Source organism: Amycolatopsis thermalba (assembly GCF_023376025.1).
Lineage (GTDB): Bacteria > Actinomycetota > Actinomycetes > Mycobacteriales > Pseudonocardiaceae > Amycolatopsis_E > Amycolatopsis_E thermalba.
Map to the genome: position 1 here is coordinate 2,120,587 of NZ_CP091196.1, position 16,445 is coordinate 2,137,031.

12 protein-coding genes are annotated in these 16,445 nt (G+C 71.7%); 10 read left to right on the plus strand and 2 right to left on the minus strand.

Annotated elements, in window-relative coordinates; genetic code table 11:
- Positions 1-14: 14 nt before the first annotated feature.
- Both L1857_RS10465 and asnB read right to left on the minus strand, forming a co-directional pair.
- Entirely contained in the window at positions 15-536 is a 522-nt protein-coding gene (locus L1857_RS10465) for a YflT domain-containing protein (protein ID WP_116110821.1), read from the minus strand.
- 309 nt (positions 537-845) lie between these two features.
- Positions 846-2,681: an asparagine synthase (glutamine-hydrolyzing) gene (gene asnB, locus L1857_RS10470; RefSeq protein ID WP_116110822.1), complete on the minus strand. Its 1,836-nt coding sequence runs from the start codon at positions 2,679-2,681 to the stop codon at positions 846-848.
- Positions 2,682-3,028: 347 nt separating this feature from the next.
- On the opposite strand from asnB, the gene kdpF reads away from it, so the two are divergent.
- The 10 genes from kdpF to smc all read left to right on the plus strand — a co-directional run bounded on the left by kdpF (position 3,029) and on the right by smc (position 16,179).
- Entirely contained in the window at positions 3,029-3,130 is a 102-nt protein-coding gene (kdpF, locus tag L1857_RS10475; protein WP_094007342.1) for a K(+)-transporting ATPase subunit F, read from the plus strand.
- Positions 3,130-4,791, plus strand: a complete 1,662-nt coding sequence (gene kdpA / locus L1857_RS10480; RefSeq protein WP_116110823.1) for a potassium-transporting ATPase subunit KdpA — start codon at positions 3,130-3,132, stop codon at positions 4,789-4,791. The genes kdpF and kdpA overlap by 1 nt, the downstream gene beginning before the upstream one ends.
- Positions 4,788-6,842: a potassium-transporting ATPase subunit KdpB gene (gene kdpB, locus L1857_RS10485; protein WP_094007340.1), complete on the plus strand. Its 2,055-nt coding sequence runs from the start codon at positions 4,788-4,790 to the stop codon at positions 6,840-6,842. The genes kdpA and kdpB overlap by 4 nt, the downstream gene beginning before the upstream one ends.
- Before the next feature lie 2 nt (positions 6,843-6,844).
- Positions 6,845-7,432: a potassium-transporting ATPase subunit C gene (locus L1857_RS10490; protein ID WP_094007382.1), complete on the plus strand. Its 588-nt coding sequence runs from the start codon at positions 6,845-6,847 to the stop codon at positions 7,430-7,432.
- Positions 7,433-7,436: 4 nt separating this feature from the next.
- On the plus strand, positions 7,437-9,983 hold the full coding sequence (locus L1857_RS10495; protein ID WP_094007339.1) for a sensor histidine kinase: 2,547 nt from the start codon (positions 7,437-7,439) through the stop codon (positions 9,981-9,983).
- Positions 9,980-10,672: a response regulator gene (locus tag L1857_RS10500; protein ID WP_094007338.1), complete on the plus strand. Its 693-nt coding sequence runs from the start codon at positions 9,980-9,982 to the stop codon at positions 10,670-10,672. Before L1857_RS10495 ends, L1857_RS10500 begins: the two co-directional genes overlap by 4 nt.
- A gap of 107 nt (positions 10,673-10,779) precedes the next feature.
- A complete protein-coding gene (locus L1857_RS10505) occupies positions 10,780-11,427 on the plus strand; it encodes a hypothetical protein (protein WP_094007381.1) in 648 nt (215 codons plus the stop codon).
- Complete coding sequence (locus L1857_RS35370) at positions 11,396-11,809, plus strand: hypothetical protein (protein WP_116110825.1); 414 nt, start codon at positions 11,396-11,398, stop codon at positions 11,807-11,809. The genes L1857_RS10505 and L1857_RS35370 overlap by 32 nt, the downstream gene beginning before the upstream one ends.
- 370 nt (positions 11,810-12,179) lie before the next feature.
- Positions 12,180-12,476, plus strand: a complete 297-nt coding sequence (locus tag L1857_RS10515; protein WP_167481454.1) for an acylphosphatase — start codon at positions 12,180-12,182, stop codon at positions 12,474-12,476.
- A 121-nt stretch (positions 12,477-12,597) separates the two neighbouring features.
- Positions 12,598-16,179, plus strand: coding sequence for a chromosome segregation protein SMC (gene smc / locus L1857_RS10520; RefSeq protein ID WP_249464930.1), 3,582 nt, complete (start codon positions 12,598-12,600; stop codon positions 16,177-16,179).
- The last annotated feature ends 266 nt before the right edge of the window (positions 16,180-16,445 follow it).

Below are 16,445 nucleotides of genomic sequence, written 5' to 3' on the forward strand. Positions count from 1 at the left end.
CTTCCTCAGGTGACTCAGTTGAACACGTGCGCCCGCGCGGCGAGGTTCGCCAGCAGCTCGCGGCCCTTCTCGGCGTTGCGGGGCTGGCTCAGCACGTCGTAGCGGCGCGCGACCAGCTGCGTCTGCGACACGAAGTCCCGGCGGCCGCGGGTGGCGCCGTAGCTGATGGCCGCGAACACCATGCTGAACGCGACACCGGCGACGAGACCGAACAGGATCGGCAGCAACCCGGCGCCCGGCGTGAACATCGTCAGCAACAGGCCGACGAAGACACCGAACCAGGCACCCGACATGGCCGCGCCACCGAGTACCCGCCCCCAGCTGAGCTTGCCGGCGACGCGCTCGACCAGCATCGGCTCGACTCCGACGATCGTGACGTCCGCCACGGGGAAGTCGTTGTCGGCGAGGTGGTCGACCGCCCGCTGGGCCTCTTCGTAGGACTCGTAGGACCCGATCGGCCAGCCGGTGGGCAGGGTCGGGAGCTGCGGGTTCGTCCGGGCGTTGGTGAACGCGGTCTGCGTGAATGCTTGGGTCATCTTTCCTCACCTCTCCTGACCAGTCCAACGCTCACGCATACCCACTTGTGCCCGATGTCCGAACCTCACAGGCATTTTTCAGGTGGCGGCCTGCGGGGCGGTGCGGGTAGCGGCCCCTCCCGCCAGCCCGCCACCGCCCCTGGTGGACGCGCTTCGCGCGACAGTGCCATCAACCACGTCGGCGCTGTCCTCGCGAGAGGCCGCCCGCCCGTCGCCCGCCACCGCCCTCAACGGACGCGCTCCGCGCGGCAGATCCGACTCGAAACCCGCGGCGGTGCAAGCTGCTCATGCGGTGCTTCGAAGCACCGATCAGACTCGCAGCTCCGGCCGGTAGATGTCGAACCAGTGGTGCAGGTCCAGCAGCCGGTCCAGACCGTGGCGCGTCAGCGAGTCCATCGCGGCCGGGTCCTGGCCCACCGCGTCCGTTGCCCACTCGCGGGAGGCCAGCTCGAACACCGGGTCGCCGGGTGAGGCGAGCACCTCCTTCGCCTGCTGCTGCAACGCCGCGGCGTACCCGGGGTCCTGCGTGGACGGGTACGGGCTCTTCACCCGGTCCACAACGGACCGCGGCAGCACGTGCTTGGTCGCGTGCCGCAGCAGGCTCTTCTCCCGGCCGTCGAACGTCTTCAGCGACCACGGCGTGTTGTAGACGTACTCGACGAGCCGGTGGTCGCAGAACGGCACCCGCACCTCCAACCCGACCGCCATCGACGCGCGGTCCTTGCGGTCCAGCAGCGCCCGCACCATCCGGGTCAGGTGCAGGTGGCACACCTCGCGCATCCGGCGCTCCTCCGCGGACACCCCGTCCAGGTGCTCGACCCGCGCCAGCGCGGTGCGGTACTGGTCCGCGATGTAGCCGTCCAGGTCCAGCGTCCGGGACACGTCGCCGCGCAGCAGGTTGCCGCCGTCCTGGACGCCGGTGCGGAACGCCAGCCACGGGAAGGTGTCGGCGTTGCGGGCGGTCTCGTCGTGGAACCACCGGTACCCCCCGAACACCTCGTCGGCCGACTCGCCGGACAGCGCCACCGTCGACTCCGCGCGGATCGCCTTGAACAGCAGGTACAGCGAGGTGTCCATGTCGCCCATGCCGGCCGGGATGTCCCGCGCGGTCAGCACCGCCCGCCGCACCGCCGGGTCGGTCAGCGCGGCCGGGTCGAGCACGACGTCCTGGTGCGCCGACCCGACCAGCTTCGCCACGTCCCGGATGAACGGCGAGTCCGGGGTGTCGCGCATCTCGTCGGGCTTGAAGTTCTCCTCCTGGCCCACGAAGTCCACCGAGAACGTGCGCAGCTGCTCGCCCTCTTCCCGCAGCCGCGCGGCCGCCAGACCGGTGATCGCGCTGGAGTCCAGGCCGCCCGACAGCAGCACGCAGCGCGGCACGTCGGCGACCAGCTGCCGGTGCACGATGTCGGTCATCAGCTCGCGCACCCGCGCGACGGTCGTCTCCTGGTCGTCGGTGTGCTCGCGCGCCTCCAGCTTCCAGTAGGTGCGGGTGTGCACGCCGTCCCGGTCCACCCGGACGATCGTGCCCGGCTCCACTTCGGACATGCCGTGCCACAGCGACCAGCCCGGCTGCTTGGTGAAGGAGAACAGCTCCCGCAGCCCGTCCGCGTCCACGATCCGCTCGGCCGCGGGGTTGGCCAGGATCGCCTTCGGCTCGGAGCCGAACAGCACGCCGTCCCGCGTCGGGTAGTAGTAGAACGGCTTGATGCCCATCCGGTCGCGGATCATGACGAGCTTCTCGTCACGCGCGTCCCAGATCGCGAAGGCGTACATGCCGTTGAGGTGGTCGGCGACGGACTCGCCCCACTCCAGGTAGCCGCGCAGCACGACCTCGGTGTCGCTGTCGGTGCGGAAGGCGTGGCCCTTGCCCGCCAGTTCGCGGCGCAGCTCGGTGAAGTTGTAGGCCTCACCGCTGTAGACCATGGCGACCTCGCCGGACGGCGTGGTCACCGACATCGGCTGCCGCCCGCCGGGCAGGTCGATGATCGCCAGCCGCCGGTGGCCGAGGGCGGCGTGCCGGGCGATCCAGGTCCCGGAGTCGTCGGGGCCACGGCAGGCCATGGTCCCGGTCATGGCGTCGAGCACTTCGCGCCGCTGGGTGAGGTCGGTCTCGAAGGAGACCCAGCCGGTGATGCCGCACATGCGTACTACCCTCCCGATGCTTAGCAAGTACAACTATGCGTAACACCGTGGTAACACAACTCACCGGTAACTGTCTGCCCGATCTGACCGCTGTGACCGGATGGATTTCACGGAGTGTGGCCGGTCGCACACGCACCTCAAGAACACGTAAACGCCGTCCGATGCCGCGTCAAGGCGCCGTCAGACCGCGCGGGGAACGGGACATCCCGAGCGCAGGCTGTCACCGGAGCGGTCACCGATCGGGTGACCCGTGCTGGAAGGTGTGAAGTGGCGGATCTGCTGTACGCCGTGCTGCTGATCGCGGTGTTCGCGGTGCTGGCGCTGACGTTGCGCGGACTGGAGAAGCTGTGAGCGGCGCCGGGGTGGTCGCCAACGTCGCCGGTGGGGTGCTGGCGCTGGGCCTGATCGTCTACCTGTTCATCGCACTCATCAAGCCGGAGAGGTTCTGATGTCGGACCTCGCCTCCGGTCTGGTCACGGCCGGCATCCTCGTCGCCGCGCTGGCCCTGGTGCACAAGCCGCTGGGCGACTACATGGCGCGCGTGTTCACCAGCGAGCGGCACCTGAAGCTGGAGCGCGGCCTGTACCGCGCGTTCCGGGTGGACCCGTCCTCCGAGCAGCGCTGGCCCACCTACGCGCTGGGCGTGCTCGGCTTCTCGCTGGTGTCCATCGTCTTCCTGTACCTGCTGCAGCGCCTGCAGTCGCTGCTGCCGCTGAGCCTCGGCCGCGGCCCGGTCGACCCGGGCGTCGCGTTCAACACCGCGGTCAGCTTCGTGACCAACACGAACTGGCAGTCCTACGTCCCCGAGACGACCATGGGCCACCTCGTCCAGATGGCCGGGCTGACGGTGCAGAACTTCCTGTCCGCGGCCGTGGGCCTGTCCGTCGCGATGGCGCTGGTCCGCGGGTTCACGCGGTCGAGGACCGACCGGCTCGGCAACTTCTGGGTCGACCTGACCCGCGGCACCGTGCGGATCCTGCTGCCGATGGCGGTGCTGTTCGCGATCGTGCTCGTCGCGCTCGGCGTCACGCAGAGCCTGCGGGCGGGGGTCACGGCCACCGGACTGGACGGCACGCGGAGCACGATCTCCCTGGCCCCCACGGCGAGCCAGGAGGTCGTCAAGGAACTGGGCACCAACGGCGGCGGCATCTTCAACGCCAACTCCGCGCACCCGTTCGAGAACCCGAACGCCTGGACCAACCTGATCGAGATCTTCCTGATCCTGGTGATCCCGGTGTCGCTGACCCGGACGTTCGGCAGGCTCGCCGGCAACCCGAAGCAGGGGTACGTCCTGCTGTCGGTGATGGGTCTGCTGTGGACGTTCGTGCTCGCCGTGACCTGGTGGGCCGAGACGCACCCGAACGGGCCCGCCGCGCTGCTGGCCGGGGCGAACCTGGAGGGCAAGGAGCAGCGGTTCGGCATCGGCGCGTCGTCGCTGTTCGCCACCAGCACCACCGGCACCTCGACCGGCGCGGTGAACTCGATGCACGACAGCTACAGCGGTCTCGGCGGCGGGATGACGTTGCTGCACATGCTGTTCAGCGAGGTCTCGCCCGGCGGGGTCGGCACCGGTCTGTACGGCATCCTGGTGATGGCGATCATCGCGATGTTCCTGGCCGGCCTGATGGTCGGGCGCACGCCGGAGTACCTGGGCAAGAAGCTCGGCAGGCGCGAGGTCACCGCGTCCGCGATCGCGATGCTGGCGATGCCCACGGTCGTGCTGCTCGGCGCCGGTGCGGCCCTGCTCATGCCGGGCACCGCGGGCGCGCTGGGCAACAGCGGCGCGCACGGGCTGTCCGAGGTGCTCTACGCCTACACCTCGACCGGCAACAACAACGGCAGCGCCTTCGGCGGCATCACCGTGACGAACGACTGGTTCCAGTCGTCGCTGTCGGTGGCGATGCTCATCGGGCGGTTCGTGCCGATCATCGCGGTCCTGTGCCTGGCCGGTTCGCTGGCCGCGCAGAAGAAGGTGCCGGAGACCGCGGGCACCTTGCCGACGACCGGGCCGCTGTTCGGCTCCGTGCTCGCCGGAACCATCCTTCTCGTCGCGGCGCTGACCTTCGTCCCCGCGCTCGCGCTCGGTCCCATCGCGGAGGCCATGGCATGACTGTCACGCAGGACAAACCCGTCGAAACCCAGGCGGCGCACCCGAACCGCGTCGGCGCGGGGGTGTTCGACGCCCGCCAGCTGCTGACCTCGCTGCCGGACGCGCTGCGCAAGCTCGACCCGCGCCACCAGGTCCGCAACCCGGTCATGTTCGTGGTGTGGGTGGGTTCGGTCCTCACCACGGTCTTCGCGATCACCGGCCCGAGCGTGTTCACGATCCTGATCGCGGTGTGGCTGTGGTTCACGGTCGTGTTCGCGAACCTGGCCGAGGCCGTCGCCGAGGGCCGGGGCAAGGCGCAGGCGGAGTCGTTGCGCCGCACCAAGAAGGAGACCGTCGCCCGGCGGATCACCCCGGACGGCGAGGTGCGCGTGCCGGGTGCCGAGCTGCGGGTGGGTGACCTGGTGGTCGTCGAGGCCGGGGAGACCATCCCGGGCGACGGCGACGTGGTCGAGGGCATCGCGACGGTCGACGAGTCGGCCATCACCGGCGAGTCCGCGCCGGTGATCCGCGAGTCCGGCGGCGACCGCTCGGCCGTCACCGGCGGCACGACCGTGCTCAGCGACCGGATCGTCGTGCGCATCACCACCAAGCCCGGCGAGTCCTTCGTGGACCGCATGATCGCGCTGGTCGAAGGCGCCTCGCGGCAGAAGACGCCGAACGAGGTCGCCCTGACGATCCTGCTGTCCACGCTGACGATCATCTTCCTGCTCGCCGTCGTCGCGCTGCAGCCGATGGCCGCCTACTCCGGCAGCGAGCAGTCGGTGATCGTGCTGACCGCGCTGCTGGTGTGCCTGATCCCGACGACGATCGGGGCGCTGCTGTCGGCGATCGGCATCGCCGGGATGGACCGGCTGGTGCAGCGCAACGTGCTCGCCACGTCCGGCCGCGCGGTCGAGGCCGCCGGGGACGTGTCGACGCTGCTGCTGGACAAGACCGGCACCATCACCTTCGGCAACCGGCGCGCGACCGAGCTGATCCCGGTCGGCGGGACGACCCCGGAGCGGCTGGCCGAGGCCGCGCGGCTGTCCAGCCTGGCCGACGGCACGCCGGAGGGCCGCAGCGTCGTCGAGCTGACCGAGGGCACGACGGTTCCCGAGGGCGGTGAGTTCGTCCCGTTCACCGCGCAGACCCGGATGAGCGGCGTCGACCTGCCCGGCCGCCAGGTCCGCAAGGGCGCGGCCGGCGCGGTCCGCGAGTGGGTGCGCGAGCACGGCGGGACCTTCCCGGACGAGACCGAGCGGATCGTGGACGAGATCAGCGAGCAGGGCGGCACCCCGCTGGTGGTCGCCGAGCTGACCGGGGGCAACGCGGTCGTGCGCGGCGTGATCCGGCTGTCCGACGTGGTCAAGCCGGGCATGCGGGAGCGCTTCGCCGAGCTGCGCCGGATGGGCATCAAGACGGTGATGATCACCGGGGACAACCCGCGCACCGCACGGGCCATCGCCGAGGACGCCGGGGTCGACGACTACCTCGCCGAGGCCAAGCCCGAGGACAAGATGGCCCTGATCCACAAGGAGCAGGAGGGTGGCCGGCTGGTCGCGATGACCGGCGACGGCACGAACGACGCCCCGGCGCTGGCCGCCTCGGACGTCGGGGTCGCGATGAACACCGGCACGTCGGCCGCGAAGGAGGCCGGCAACATGGTCGACCTCGACTCCGACCCGACGAAGCTGATCGAGATCGTGGAGATCGGCAAGCAGCTGCTGATCACCCGCGGCGCCCTGACCACGTTCAGCATCGCCAACGACCTCGCGAAGTACTTCGCGATCCTGCCCGCCATGTTCGTGGCGATCTTCCCGCAGCTGGCCGCGCTGAACATCCTGCACCTGGCGACCCCGCGGTCGGCGATCCTGTCCGCGGTGATCTTCAACGCGCTGGTCATCGTGGCGCTGATCCCGCTCGCGCTGCGGGGTGTGCGGTACCAGCCGTCGAGCGCGTCGGCGCTGCTGCGGCGCAACCTGTTGATCTACGGGGTCGGCGGCATCGTGACGCCGTTCCTCGGCATCTGGCTCGTGGACCTGGTGGTCCGCGTCATCCCTGGAATCGGGTAGTGATGATCAGAACTCTGGTGAAGCAGACCGGCGCCGGCCTGCGGGTGCTGCTGGTGTTCACGGTGCTGCTGGGGGTGGTCTACCCGCTCGGCGTGTGGGCGGTGTCCCGGATCCCGGGGCTGCACGACCACGCCGAGGGGTCGCTGGTGACGGTGAACGGGCAGGTCGTGGGCTCGTCGCTGATCGGGATCGACCCGGTCCCCGCCGACCCGGCGCGCGACCCGTACTTCCACACCCGGCCCTCGGCGACCGGCGACCCGTCGGTGTCCGGCGGTTCGAACAAGGGCGGGTTCAACCCCGACCTGGTCGCCGCCGTCGAGGAGCGCAAGGCGGCGGTCGCGCAACGCGAGGGCGTGTCGCCGGACGCGGTGCCGGCCGACGCGGTGACGGCCTCGGCGTCCGGCCTGGACCCGACGATCAGCGTCGCCTACGCCGAGCTGCAGGTGCCGCGGGTGGCGCGCAACACCGGGCTCACCGAGGAGCGCGTGCGGCAGCTGGTGGAGGCGAACACGACCGGTCACGGCATCGGCGTCCCGGGGGTGAACGTGTTGCGGCTCAACCTCGCGATCGGCCGGGCAGGAGCACACTGAACAGGTGGAACCGGAGAAGGAGCCGCCGCGCCGGGGAGAGCTGCGCATCTACCTCGGCGCGGCGCCCGGCGTGGGCAAGACCTACGCGATGCTCGGCGAGGCGCGGCGCCGCCTCGACCGCGGCACCGACGTGGTCGCCGGCCTGGTCGAGACCCACGGCCGGGCCAAGACCGCGGCCCTGCTGGAGGGCATCGAAACCGTGCCGCGGCGGCGGATGACCTACCGCGGGCGCGATTTCGACGAGCTGGACGTGGACGCGGTGCTCGCCCGCGCTCCCGAGGTGGCCATTGTGGACGAGCTGGCGCACACCAACGTGCCCGGCTCGCGCAACGAGAAGCGCTGGCAGGACATCGAGGAGCTGCTCGACGCCGGGATCGACGTGCTGTCCACGGTCAACGTGCAGCACCTGGAGAGCCTGAGCGACGTCGTCGAGCGCATCACCGGCGTCGCGCAGCAGGAGACCGTGCCCGACGACGTGGTGCGCCGGGCCGAGCAGGTGGAGCTGGTCGACATCACGCCCCAGGCGCTGCGGCGGCGGCTCGCGCACGGCAACGTCTACCCGGCCGAGCGGATCGACGCGGCGCTGGGCAACTACTTCCGCACCGGCAACCTCACCGCCCTGCGCGAGCTGGCGCTGCTGTGGGTGGCCGACCAGGTGGACGTGGCGTTGCAGCGCTACCGCGCCGAGCAGCGGATCACCGACACGTGGGAGACGCGGGAGCGGGTGGTCGTCGCGATCACCGGCGGCCCGGAGAGCGAGACGCTGATCCGGCGAGGCAGCCGCATCGCCACCCGGGCCGGGGCTGAGCTGCTGGTGCTGCACGTCCTGCGCGGCGACGGGCTGTCCCCGCTCGGGCACGTCGAAACCGGCCGGTACCGCAAGCTCACCGATCAGCTCGGCGGCACGTTCCACACGGTCGTCGGCGACGACGTGCCGACCGCGCTGCTGGACTTCGCCCGCGGCGTCAACGCGACCCAGCTCGTGCTCGGCACCTCGCGCCGGTCGCGGATCGCGCGGCTGTTCGACGAGGGCATCGGCGCGACGGTGGTGCAGCGGTCCGGGCAGATCGACGTGCACATGGTGACCCACGACGAGGCGGGCGGGCGGCTGCGGTCGTGGCTGGGCCGGCGCAGCCCGCTCGCGCCGTCGCGGCTGCTGATCGGCTGGGTGCTGGCGTTCCTCGCGCCCGCACTGGCCACGCTGACCGGGGTGCTGCTGCGGCACGAGCTGGACTTCTCCACCGACGTGGTGGACTACTTCCTCGCCACGGTGGTGGTCGCGCTGGTCGGCGGGCTCGGTCCGGCGCTGGTGGCGGCGTTGCTGTCGGCCGGGCTGCTGAACTTCTTCTTCACCGAACCGCTCTACACGCTGACCGTGCACGCGCAGAGCAACGTGATCACGCTGATCGCGATGGTCCTGGTCGGGGTGCTGGTCGCGCTGGTCGTGGACCGGGCGGCGCGGCGGGCGACTCAGGCGGCGCAGGCGCGCACGGAGGCGGCGTTGCTGGCTTCCTACGCACGGACGGTCCTGACGAGCGCCGAGCCGTTGCCGCGGTTGCTGGAGAAGGTGCGCGAGAACTTCGGCATGGAATGCGTGGTGCTGCTGGAGAAGCGCGGCGGCAAGTGGCAGGCGGTCGAGCACGCCGGGGTCAACCCGTGCGGCAAGCCGGACGAGGCCGATGTGGACATCCCGGTCACCGCCGACGTGCACCTGACCCTGCGGGGCAGGGCGTTGCCCGCGGCGGACCGGCGGGCGCTGGAGGCGGCGGCCGGGCAGGCGCTGCTGGCGTTGCGGCAGCAGCGGCTGGCGGCGGCGCAGGCCGAAGCCGAGCGCCAGGCCGAGGCGACGCAGCTGCGCACGGCGCTGCTGTCCGCGCTGGGGCACGACCTGCGCACGCCGCTGACCTCGATCAAGGCCGCGATCGGCAGCCTGCGGGCGCAGGACATCGACCTCTCGCCGGAGGACACCGAGGAGCTGCTGGAGGCGGCGGAGGAATCCACCGACCGGCTCGCGCGCCTGGTGAACAACCTGCTCGACTCGTCGCGGCTGGCGGCCGGGGCCGTGCGCACGCACCTGCGGCCGGTCGGCTACGACGAGGTGGTGGCGCACGCGCTGTCGAATGTGGACGGTTCGGAGTCGGTGGCGGTCGAGGTGGACGAGCGGCTGCCCGCGGTGATGGCCGACCCCGGGCTGCTGGAGCGGGTGATCGCGAACGTGCTGGACAACGCGTTGCGGCACGGCGGGGCGCCGGTGGCGGTGCGGGGGTCGGCGTACGCGGAGTGGGTGGAGCTGCGGATCGTGGACCACGGGCGCGGGTTGAAGAAGGGTGCGGCGGAGGCGGCGTTCGCGCCGTTCCAAAGGCTGGGGGACCGGGACGCGACGCCCGGGGTCGGGCTCGGGTTGTCCGTCGCGAAAGGATTCACCGAGGCCATGGGCGGCACGATCCGGGCGGAGGACACGCCCGGTGGCGGGCTCACGGTGGTGGTGGCGCTCAAGGCGTGCCAGGCTCCGGACGTGGTGCCGGTGGTGCTGAAGGAGGTGGCTTCGTGACCGAGCAGACCGGCACGGTCCTGGTGGTCGACGACGAGCCGCAGATCGTGCGCGCCCTGCGGATCAACCTGGCCGCGCGCGGGTACAAGGTGGTGACCGCGCACGACGGGGCGGCGGCGTTGCGGGCGGTGGCCGAGACGAAACCCGACGTCGTGGTGCTGGACCTGGGGTTGCCGGACATCGACGGCACCGACGTGATCACCGGGCTGCGCGGGTGGACCACGGTGCCGATCATCGTGCTGTCCGCCCGCGGTGAGTCGCCCGACAAGGTCAAGGCGCTCGACCTCGGCGCGGACGACTACGTGACGAAGCCGTTCGGGATGGACGAGCTGCTGGCCAGGCTGCGCGCGGCCCTGCGGCGCTCGGCGGTGCCGTCGGCCGAGGGCGATGCGGTGATCGAGACGGAGTCGTTCACGCTGGACCTGCTGGCGAAGAAGGTGCACCGGGACGGGGCCGAGGTGCACCTGACGAAGACCGAGTGGGGGGTGCTGGAGCTGCTGGTGCGCAACCGGGGCCGGCTGGTGGCGCAGAAACAGCTGCTGCGCGAGGTGTGGGGCCCCGGCTACGAGAACGAGTCGCACTACCTGCGGGTGTACCTGGCGCAGCTGCGCCGGAAACTGGAGAAGGAGCCGTCCCGGCCGCGGCACCTGATCACCGAGCCGGGAATGGGCTACCGCTTCGAAGCCTGATCGTTCTGCGGCGACGCCGGGTGTCAACATCGGGCGACTCGCGGCCAGGGACGAAATCCGGGCGGCACCCGATGTCCGGGGCGGCCGGGAGCGGCAGCCTCGGGAGCATGCTCAAGGGATGGCGGCACGCGGCCGTCTGGCTGCACATCATCACGTCCGTCGGCTGGATGGCCGAGGCGCTCACGTTGTTCGCGCTCATGCTGATCGGCTCGGGCGGCGACCCCGGCCGCCGGGCGAGCGCGATGTCCATGGCCCACGCGATCGACCTGCACCTGCTCGCGCCGCTGGCGAACGCGTCGGCGTTCACCGGGTTCCTGCTCGCGGCGGCCACGCCGTGGGGGTTCTTCCGGCACTGGTGGGTGTTCGGCAAGTTCACCATCACCGTGGTGCAGTTCCACGTCGCGATCCTCGTGCTGTCCCCGGCGCTGGCCGACGCGGAACGGGCCGCGCTGGCGGGGGAGCCTCCACCCGGGGCACTCGTCGCGGGCACGGTGCTCATGGCGAGCGCGATCGCGTTCCAGGCCTGGCTTTCCGTGGCGAAACCGTGGAAGCGCACGCCGTGGGCCGGCGCCGCGAAGCCACCGACCGGGCCGCTGTGGGTGTTCGTGGCCGCGGTGTGCGCGCCGGTCGCCGACGCCGGGATCGGCCTGGTGCTGGGCTTTCCGTTGCCGCTGCTGTCGCTGGTCGCGCTGGTGACGCGACTGCTCACCCGGCGGCGGTCAGGTGGTCGGGTTCGAGCTGTCGCTGCCGCTTGACGTCGAGCTGTCGTCGGGGGAGCTGCTCGTCGGCGCGGTGCTGCTGGTCGGCGTGGTCGGATCCGTGGTCGGCGAAGTCGTGTCGGGCGTGCTGGTCGGCGTGCTGCTCGACGACGGTTTCGGCGTCCGCGTCGCGGGGGTGTCGTTGCGCGGGGGAGTGGTCGTGGTGCCCGGGGGCAGCGTGGTGCCGGGCGGGATGACCGTGCCGGGTGGCAGCGGGGTGCCCGGCGGCAGCACGATCGGCGCCTCGTCCGAGCCCTCGGCCGGAAGCAGCGTCACGACCTGCGTCCCGTCCGGGTTGGTCGTCACCACGGCCGTGCGGGTGCCCGCGGGGATCGCCACGCCGTCGACGGTCACCGGTGTCTGGCCGGGAGCCGGGTAGCCGGGGACGAGCTGCGCTCCCGGGGTCGAGTTGGTGCCGCCCGGCACCGCGACCTTCGGTGAGTCGCCCGGCGCGATGATCGAGGCGAGCCCCCGAACGCGGTGGCGAGCACGACACCGCTGACCGCGAGCAGTACGTAGCCGCTGCGCTGGCTGCGGGTGGCGGAGTCGCGCGGCGGGGACACCTCGGTCCGACGACCCATGTGGGCCATTTGTCGCTCCTTGACTGGCGGGGAAACCGGCTTGAGCACACCCGGGCGAGTGAGCCCGAATGGTGGCGCCTGCCGGGGAGATTAGCACTAAGAGTGAATGTCGATCTGGCCAGGAGCACCGGCGTGATCACCCTCCGCAGTCGGAAAGGTTCCGGCAGGATGGGGGACGTGACGGGTGAAAAGGACGCCGTCCGGCTCACGGCGTGGGTCAGCGGACGGGTGCAGGGAGTGGGTTTCCGCTGGTGGACCCGGTGCCGGGCGCTGGAACTCGGCCTGGTGGGCAGCGCGCGCAACCTCGACGACGGCCGTGTTCGGGTGTTGGCGGAGGGTAGTGAGGGCCACTGTCAGCAGCTACTGGACCTGCTTCGCTCACCATCGTCACCCGGTCGTGTGGATCAAGTGGTCGAGCACTGGTCCCCGGCGCAGGGCGGGCTTACGGGCTTCGTCGAGGAGTGACACCTGGGACGATCGAGACGCCTGAGGCTCGCGGGGACAACACGCCCACGGTCATGACCGGGACGTTCACCCGCCCCGGATAGACTTCCCGGATCACTCAGGCGTTGAAGGGTCCCGCCACGTGCATCTCAAGAGCTTGACGCTGAAGGGCTTCAAGTCCTTCGCCTCGGCTACCACCCTGCGGTTCGAACCGGGCATCACCTGCGTCGTCGGCCCCAACGGGTCGGGGAAGTCGAACGTGCTCGACGCGCTGCGCTGGGTGATGGGCACGCAGGGCGCGAAGGACCTGCGCGGCGGCAAGATGGAGGACGTCATCTTCGCCGGCACCTCCGGCCGCGCGCCGCTGGGCCGCGCCGAGGTCACGCTGACCATCGACAACGCCGACGGCGCCTTGCCGATCGAGTACAGCGAGGTCTCGATCACGCGCCGGATGTTCCGCGACGGCGCCAGCGAGTACGAGATCAACGGCAGCTCGTGCCGCCTGCTGGACATCCAGGAGCTGCTGTCGGACTCCGGCATCGGCCGCGAGATGCACGTCATCGTCGGCCAGGGCCAGCTGGCGCAGATCCTGGAGTCGAAGCCGGAGGAGCGCCGCGCCTTCATCGAGGAGGCCGCGGGTGTGCTCAAGCACCGCAAGCGCAAGGAAAAGGCGCTGCGCAAGCTCACCGCGATGCAGGCGAACCTGGACCGCCTCAACGACCTCACCGCGGAGCTGCGCCGCCAGCTCAAGCCGCTGGGCAAGCAGGCCGAGATCGCCCGCAAGGCGCAGTCCGTGCAGGCCGAGCTGCGGGACGCGCGCCTGCGCCTGCTGGCCGACGACCTGGTCACGCAGCGCGCCGCGATCGCGCGTGAGGAGGCGGACGAGAACGCCGCCCGTGCCCGCCGCGCCGAGGTGGAGCAGGCTCTCGAACTCGCCGGCGCCGAGGAGGCCCAGCTGGAGGCGATGGTCGCGGAGGACGCGCCGCGCCTCAACGCCGCGCAGGACACCTGGTTCAAGCTGTCCGCGCTGGGCGAGCGGCTGCGCGGCACCGTGCGGCTGGCCGTGGAGCGGCAGCGGCACCTGTCCGCCGACGTCGACACCGCGACCGGCGGCCGGGATCCGGAGGAGCTGCTGGCCGAGGCCGAGCAGGTCGCCGAGCGCGAGGCCGAGCTGAACGAGGCGGTCATGGTCGCCCGCGAGACGCTCGCCGAGGCCGTGCTGCGCCGCGAGGAGCTGGAGCACGAGGTCCAGGCCGCGGAGAAGGCGCACATGGCCGCGGTGCGGGCGATCGCCGACCGGCGCGAGGGCCTGGCGAAGCTCACCGGCCAGGTCGAGGCGCTGCGCAGCAAGAACAGCGCGACCTCCGACGAGATCGACCGCCTCACCGCCGCCATCGACGAGGCCGCCGCGCGTGCCGAGCTGGCCGTCGAGGAGCTGGAGGAGGCCAGGGCCGAGGGCGGGGTCGAGGAGTCCGACGACGCCGGCCTGCAGGACCGGCACGACCGCGCGGTCCAGGCCAACCAGGCCGCGAAGGCGCGCGTCGAGGAGCTGGTCAAGGCCGAGCGGCAGGCCGAGCGCGAGATCGCGTCGGAGAAGGCGCGGGTGGACGCGCTGTCGATGGGCCTGCGGCGCAAGGACGGCGCCGGTGAGCTGCTCGGCGCGGGAGACCGGCTGCCCGGGCTGCTCGGGTCGGTCGCCGCGCTGCTGTCGGTCGAGGCCGGCTACGAGGTCGCGCTCGCCGCGGCGCTCGGCCCGGTCGCCGACGCGGTCGCGGTGCAGGGCGGCGACGAGGCCATCGCCGCGCTGAAGTTCCTGAAGGACAACGACTCCGGCCGCGCCGGGGTGCTGCTCGGCGGCGCTCCGTACACAGTGGACACTTCGGCCTGGCCGTCGCTGCCGGACGGCGCGCGCTGGGCCAGGGACGTGGTCACCGCGCCGGAGCCGCTGCGGCCCGCGGTGGAGCGCGCGCTCGACCGGATCGCGGTGGTGGACACGCTGGAGGCGGCGCGGCAGCTGGTCGCGGCGCACCCCGAGGTCAGCGCGGTGACGGCCGAGGGTGACGTGTTCGGCTCGCACTGGGCCGTCGGTGGCTCGGGCCGCAGCGAGAGCGTCATCGAGGTGCAGGCCGCGGTCGACGAGGCGCGGGACCGGCTGATGGCCGCGGAGCGCCGGCTGGAGCAGACGGCCGCCGAGCTGGAGGGCGCCCGCGCCGAGCAGCAGGCCCGGCGCGAGGAAGTGGCCCAGGCCAAGGAAGCGCTGTCCGAGGCGAAGGTCCGCAAGGCCCGGTCGTCGGAGCGGCTGAACCGGATGCAGCAGGCCGCGCGGTCGGCCGAGGCCGAGGTGACGCGGTTGCGGGACCAGCGCGCGAAGGTCGAGGCCAGCCGCGAGCAGGCGCTGGCCAGCCTGGCGGAGCTGGAGGAGCGGCTGGCGGCGGTGGCCGAGCAGCCGGTGGACGAGGACCCGGACACCAGCGCCCGCGACGAGGCCGCGGAACGGCTGGCGGCGGTGCGTCAGGAGGAGGTCGAGTCGCGGCTGGCGCTGCGGACCTCCGAGGAGCGGGCACGCAGCATCGCGGGCCGGGCCGATTCGCTGCGGCGTGCCGCCCACGCGGAGCGCGCGGCGCGGGAGCGGGCGGAGAAGGCGCGGGCGGCGCGTGCCCGTGGCGCGGCGATCGCGGCGGCCGTGGTCGACGCGGGTGAGGTGGCGCTGGAGCGGATCGAGCTGTCGGTGCAGCGGGCCGCCGCCGAGCGCGACGAGGCACAGGCGGTGCGCCAGCAGCGTGAGGCGGCGCTGGCGCAGGTGCGCAACCGGGTGCGCGAGCTGACCCACGAGCTGGAGAAGCTGACCGACGCGGTGCACCGGGACGAGGTGTTGCGCGCCGAGCAGCGGCTGCGGCTGGAGCAGCTGGAGACGAAGATCGCCGAGGATTTCGGGATCGGCCTGGAGGACCTGGTCGCCGAGTACGGCCCGGACGTGCCGGTGCCGCCGAGCGCGCAGGAGATGGCCGAGTACGAGGAGGCCAAGGCGAACGGCGAGCAGGTCAGCGCCCCGCCGGCCATCCCGTACGACCGGAGCACGCAGGAGCGGCGGGCCAAGCGCGCCGAGCGGGACCTCGCGACGCTGGGCAAGGTCAACCCGCTGGCGCTGGAGGAGTTCGCCGCGCTGGAGGAGCGGTACAAGTTCCTGTCCACCCAGCTGGAGGACCTGAAGGCGACGCGCAAGGACCTGCTGACGGTCATCAAGGAGGTGGACGACAAGATCCTCGAGGTCTTCACGTCCGCCTACTACGACGTCGCCCGCGAGTTCGAGACGGTGTTCTCGGTGCTCTTCCCCGGCGGCGAGGGCCGGATGGTGCTGACCGAGCCGGACGACATGCTCGCGACCGGGGTGGACGTGGAGGCGCGCCCGCCGGGCAAGAAGGTGAAGCGCCTGTCGCTGCTGTCCGGTGGGGAGAAGTCGCTGGTCGCGGTGGCGATGCTGGTCGCGATCTTCCGCGCGCGCCCGTCGCCGTTCTACGTGATGGACGAGGTCGAGGCCGCGCTGGACGACACCAACATGCGAAGGCTCATCGGCCTGCTGGAGCAGCTGCGGGAGTCCAGCCAGCTGATCATCATCACGCACCAGAAGCCGACGATGGAGATCGCGGACGCACTCTACGGAGTAAGCATGCAGGGCGACGGCATCACGAAGGTGATCAGCCAACGCCTACGCCAGGAGGCGTAGAAGCGGCAGCCCTGCGAACCGCCGCCCGGCAACGCAAGCAGATCGGCACTCGGCTGACCGCGCGGCAGCCCTGCGAACCGCAAGCCGGCAACGCAAGCCGACCGACCACGCCCCAGACCTCCCCCGCCCCCGATCCACAGCCGATCTTTGGTCGCCGACCAGGCGTGTCAAGGTACTCTTTCCCGCCTTGACACGCCTGCTCGGCGACCGAAACACAATTCAGGAGCGGGGGCGGGGGAGGTCCACCCAAGGTGACCGTTCGGCGC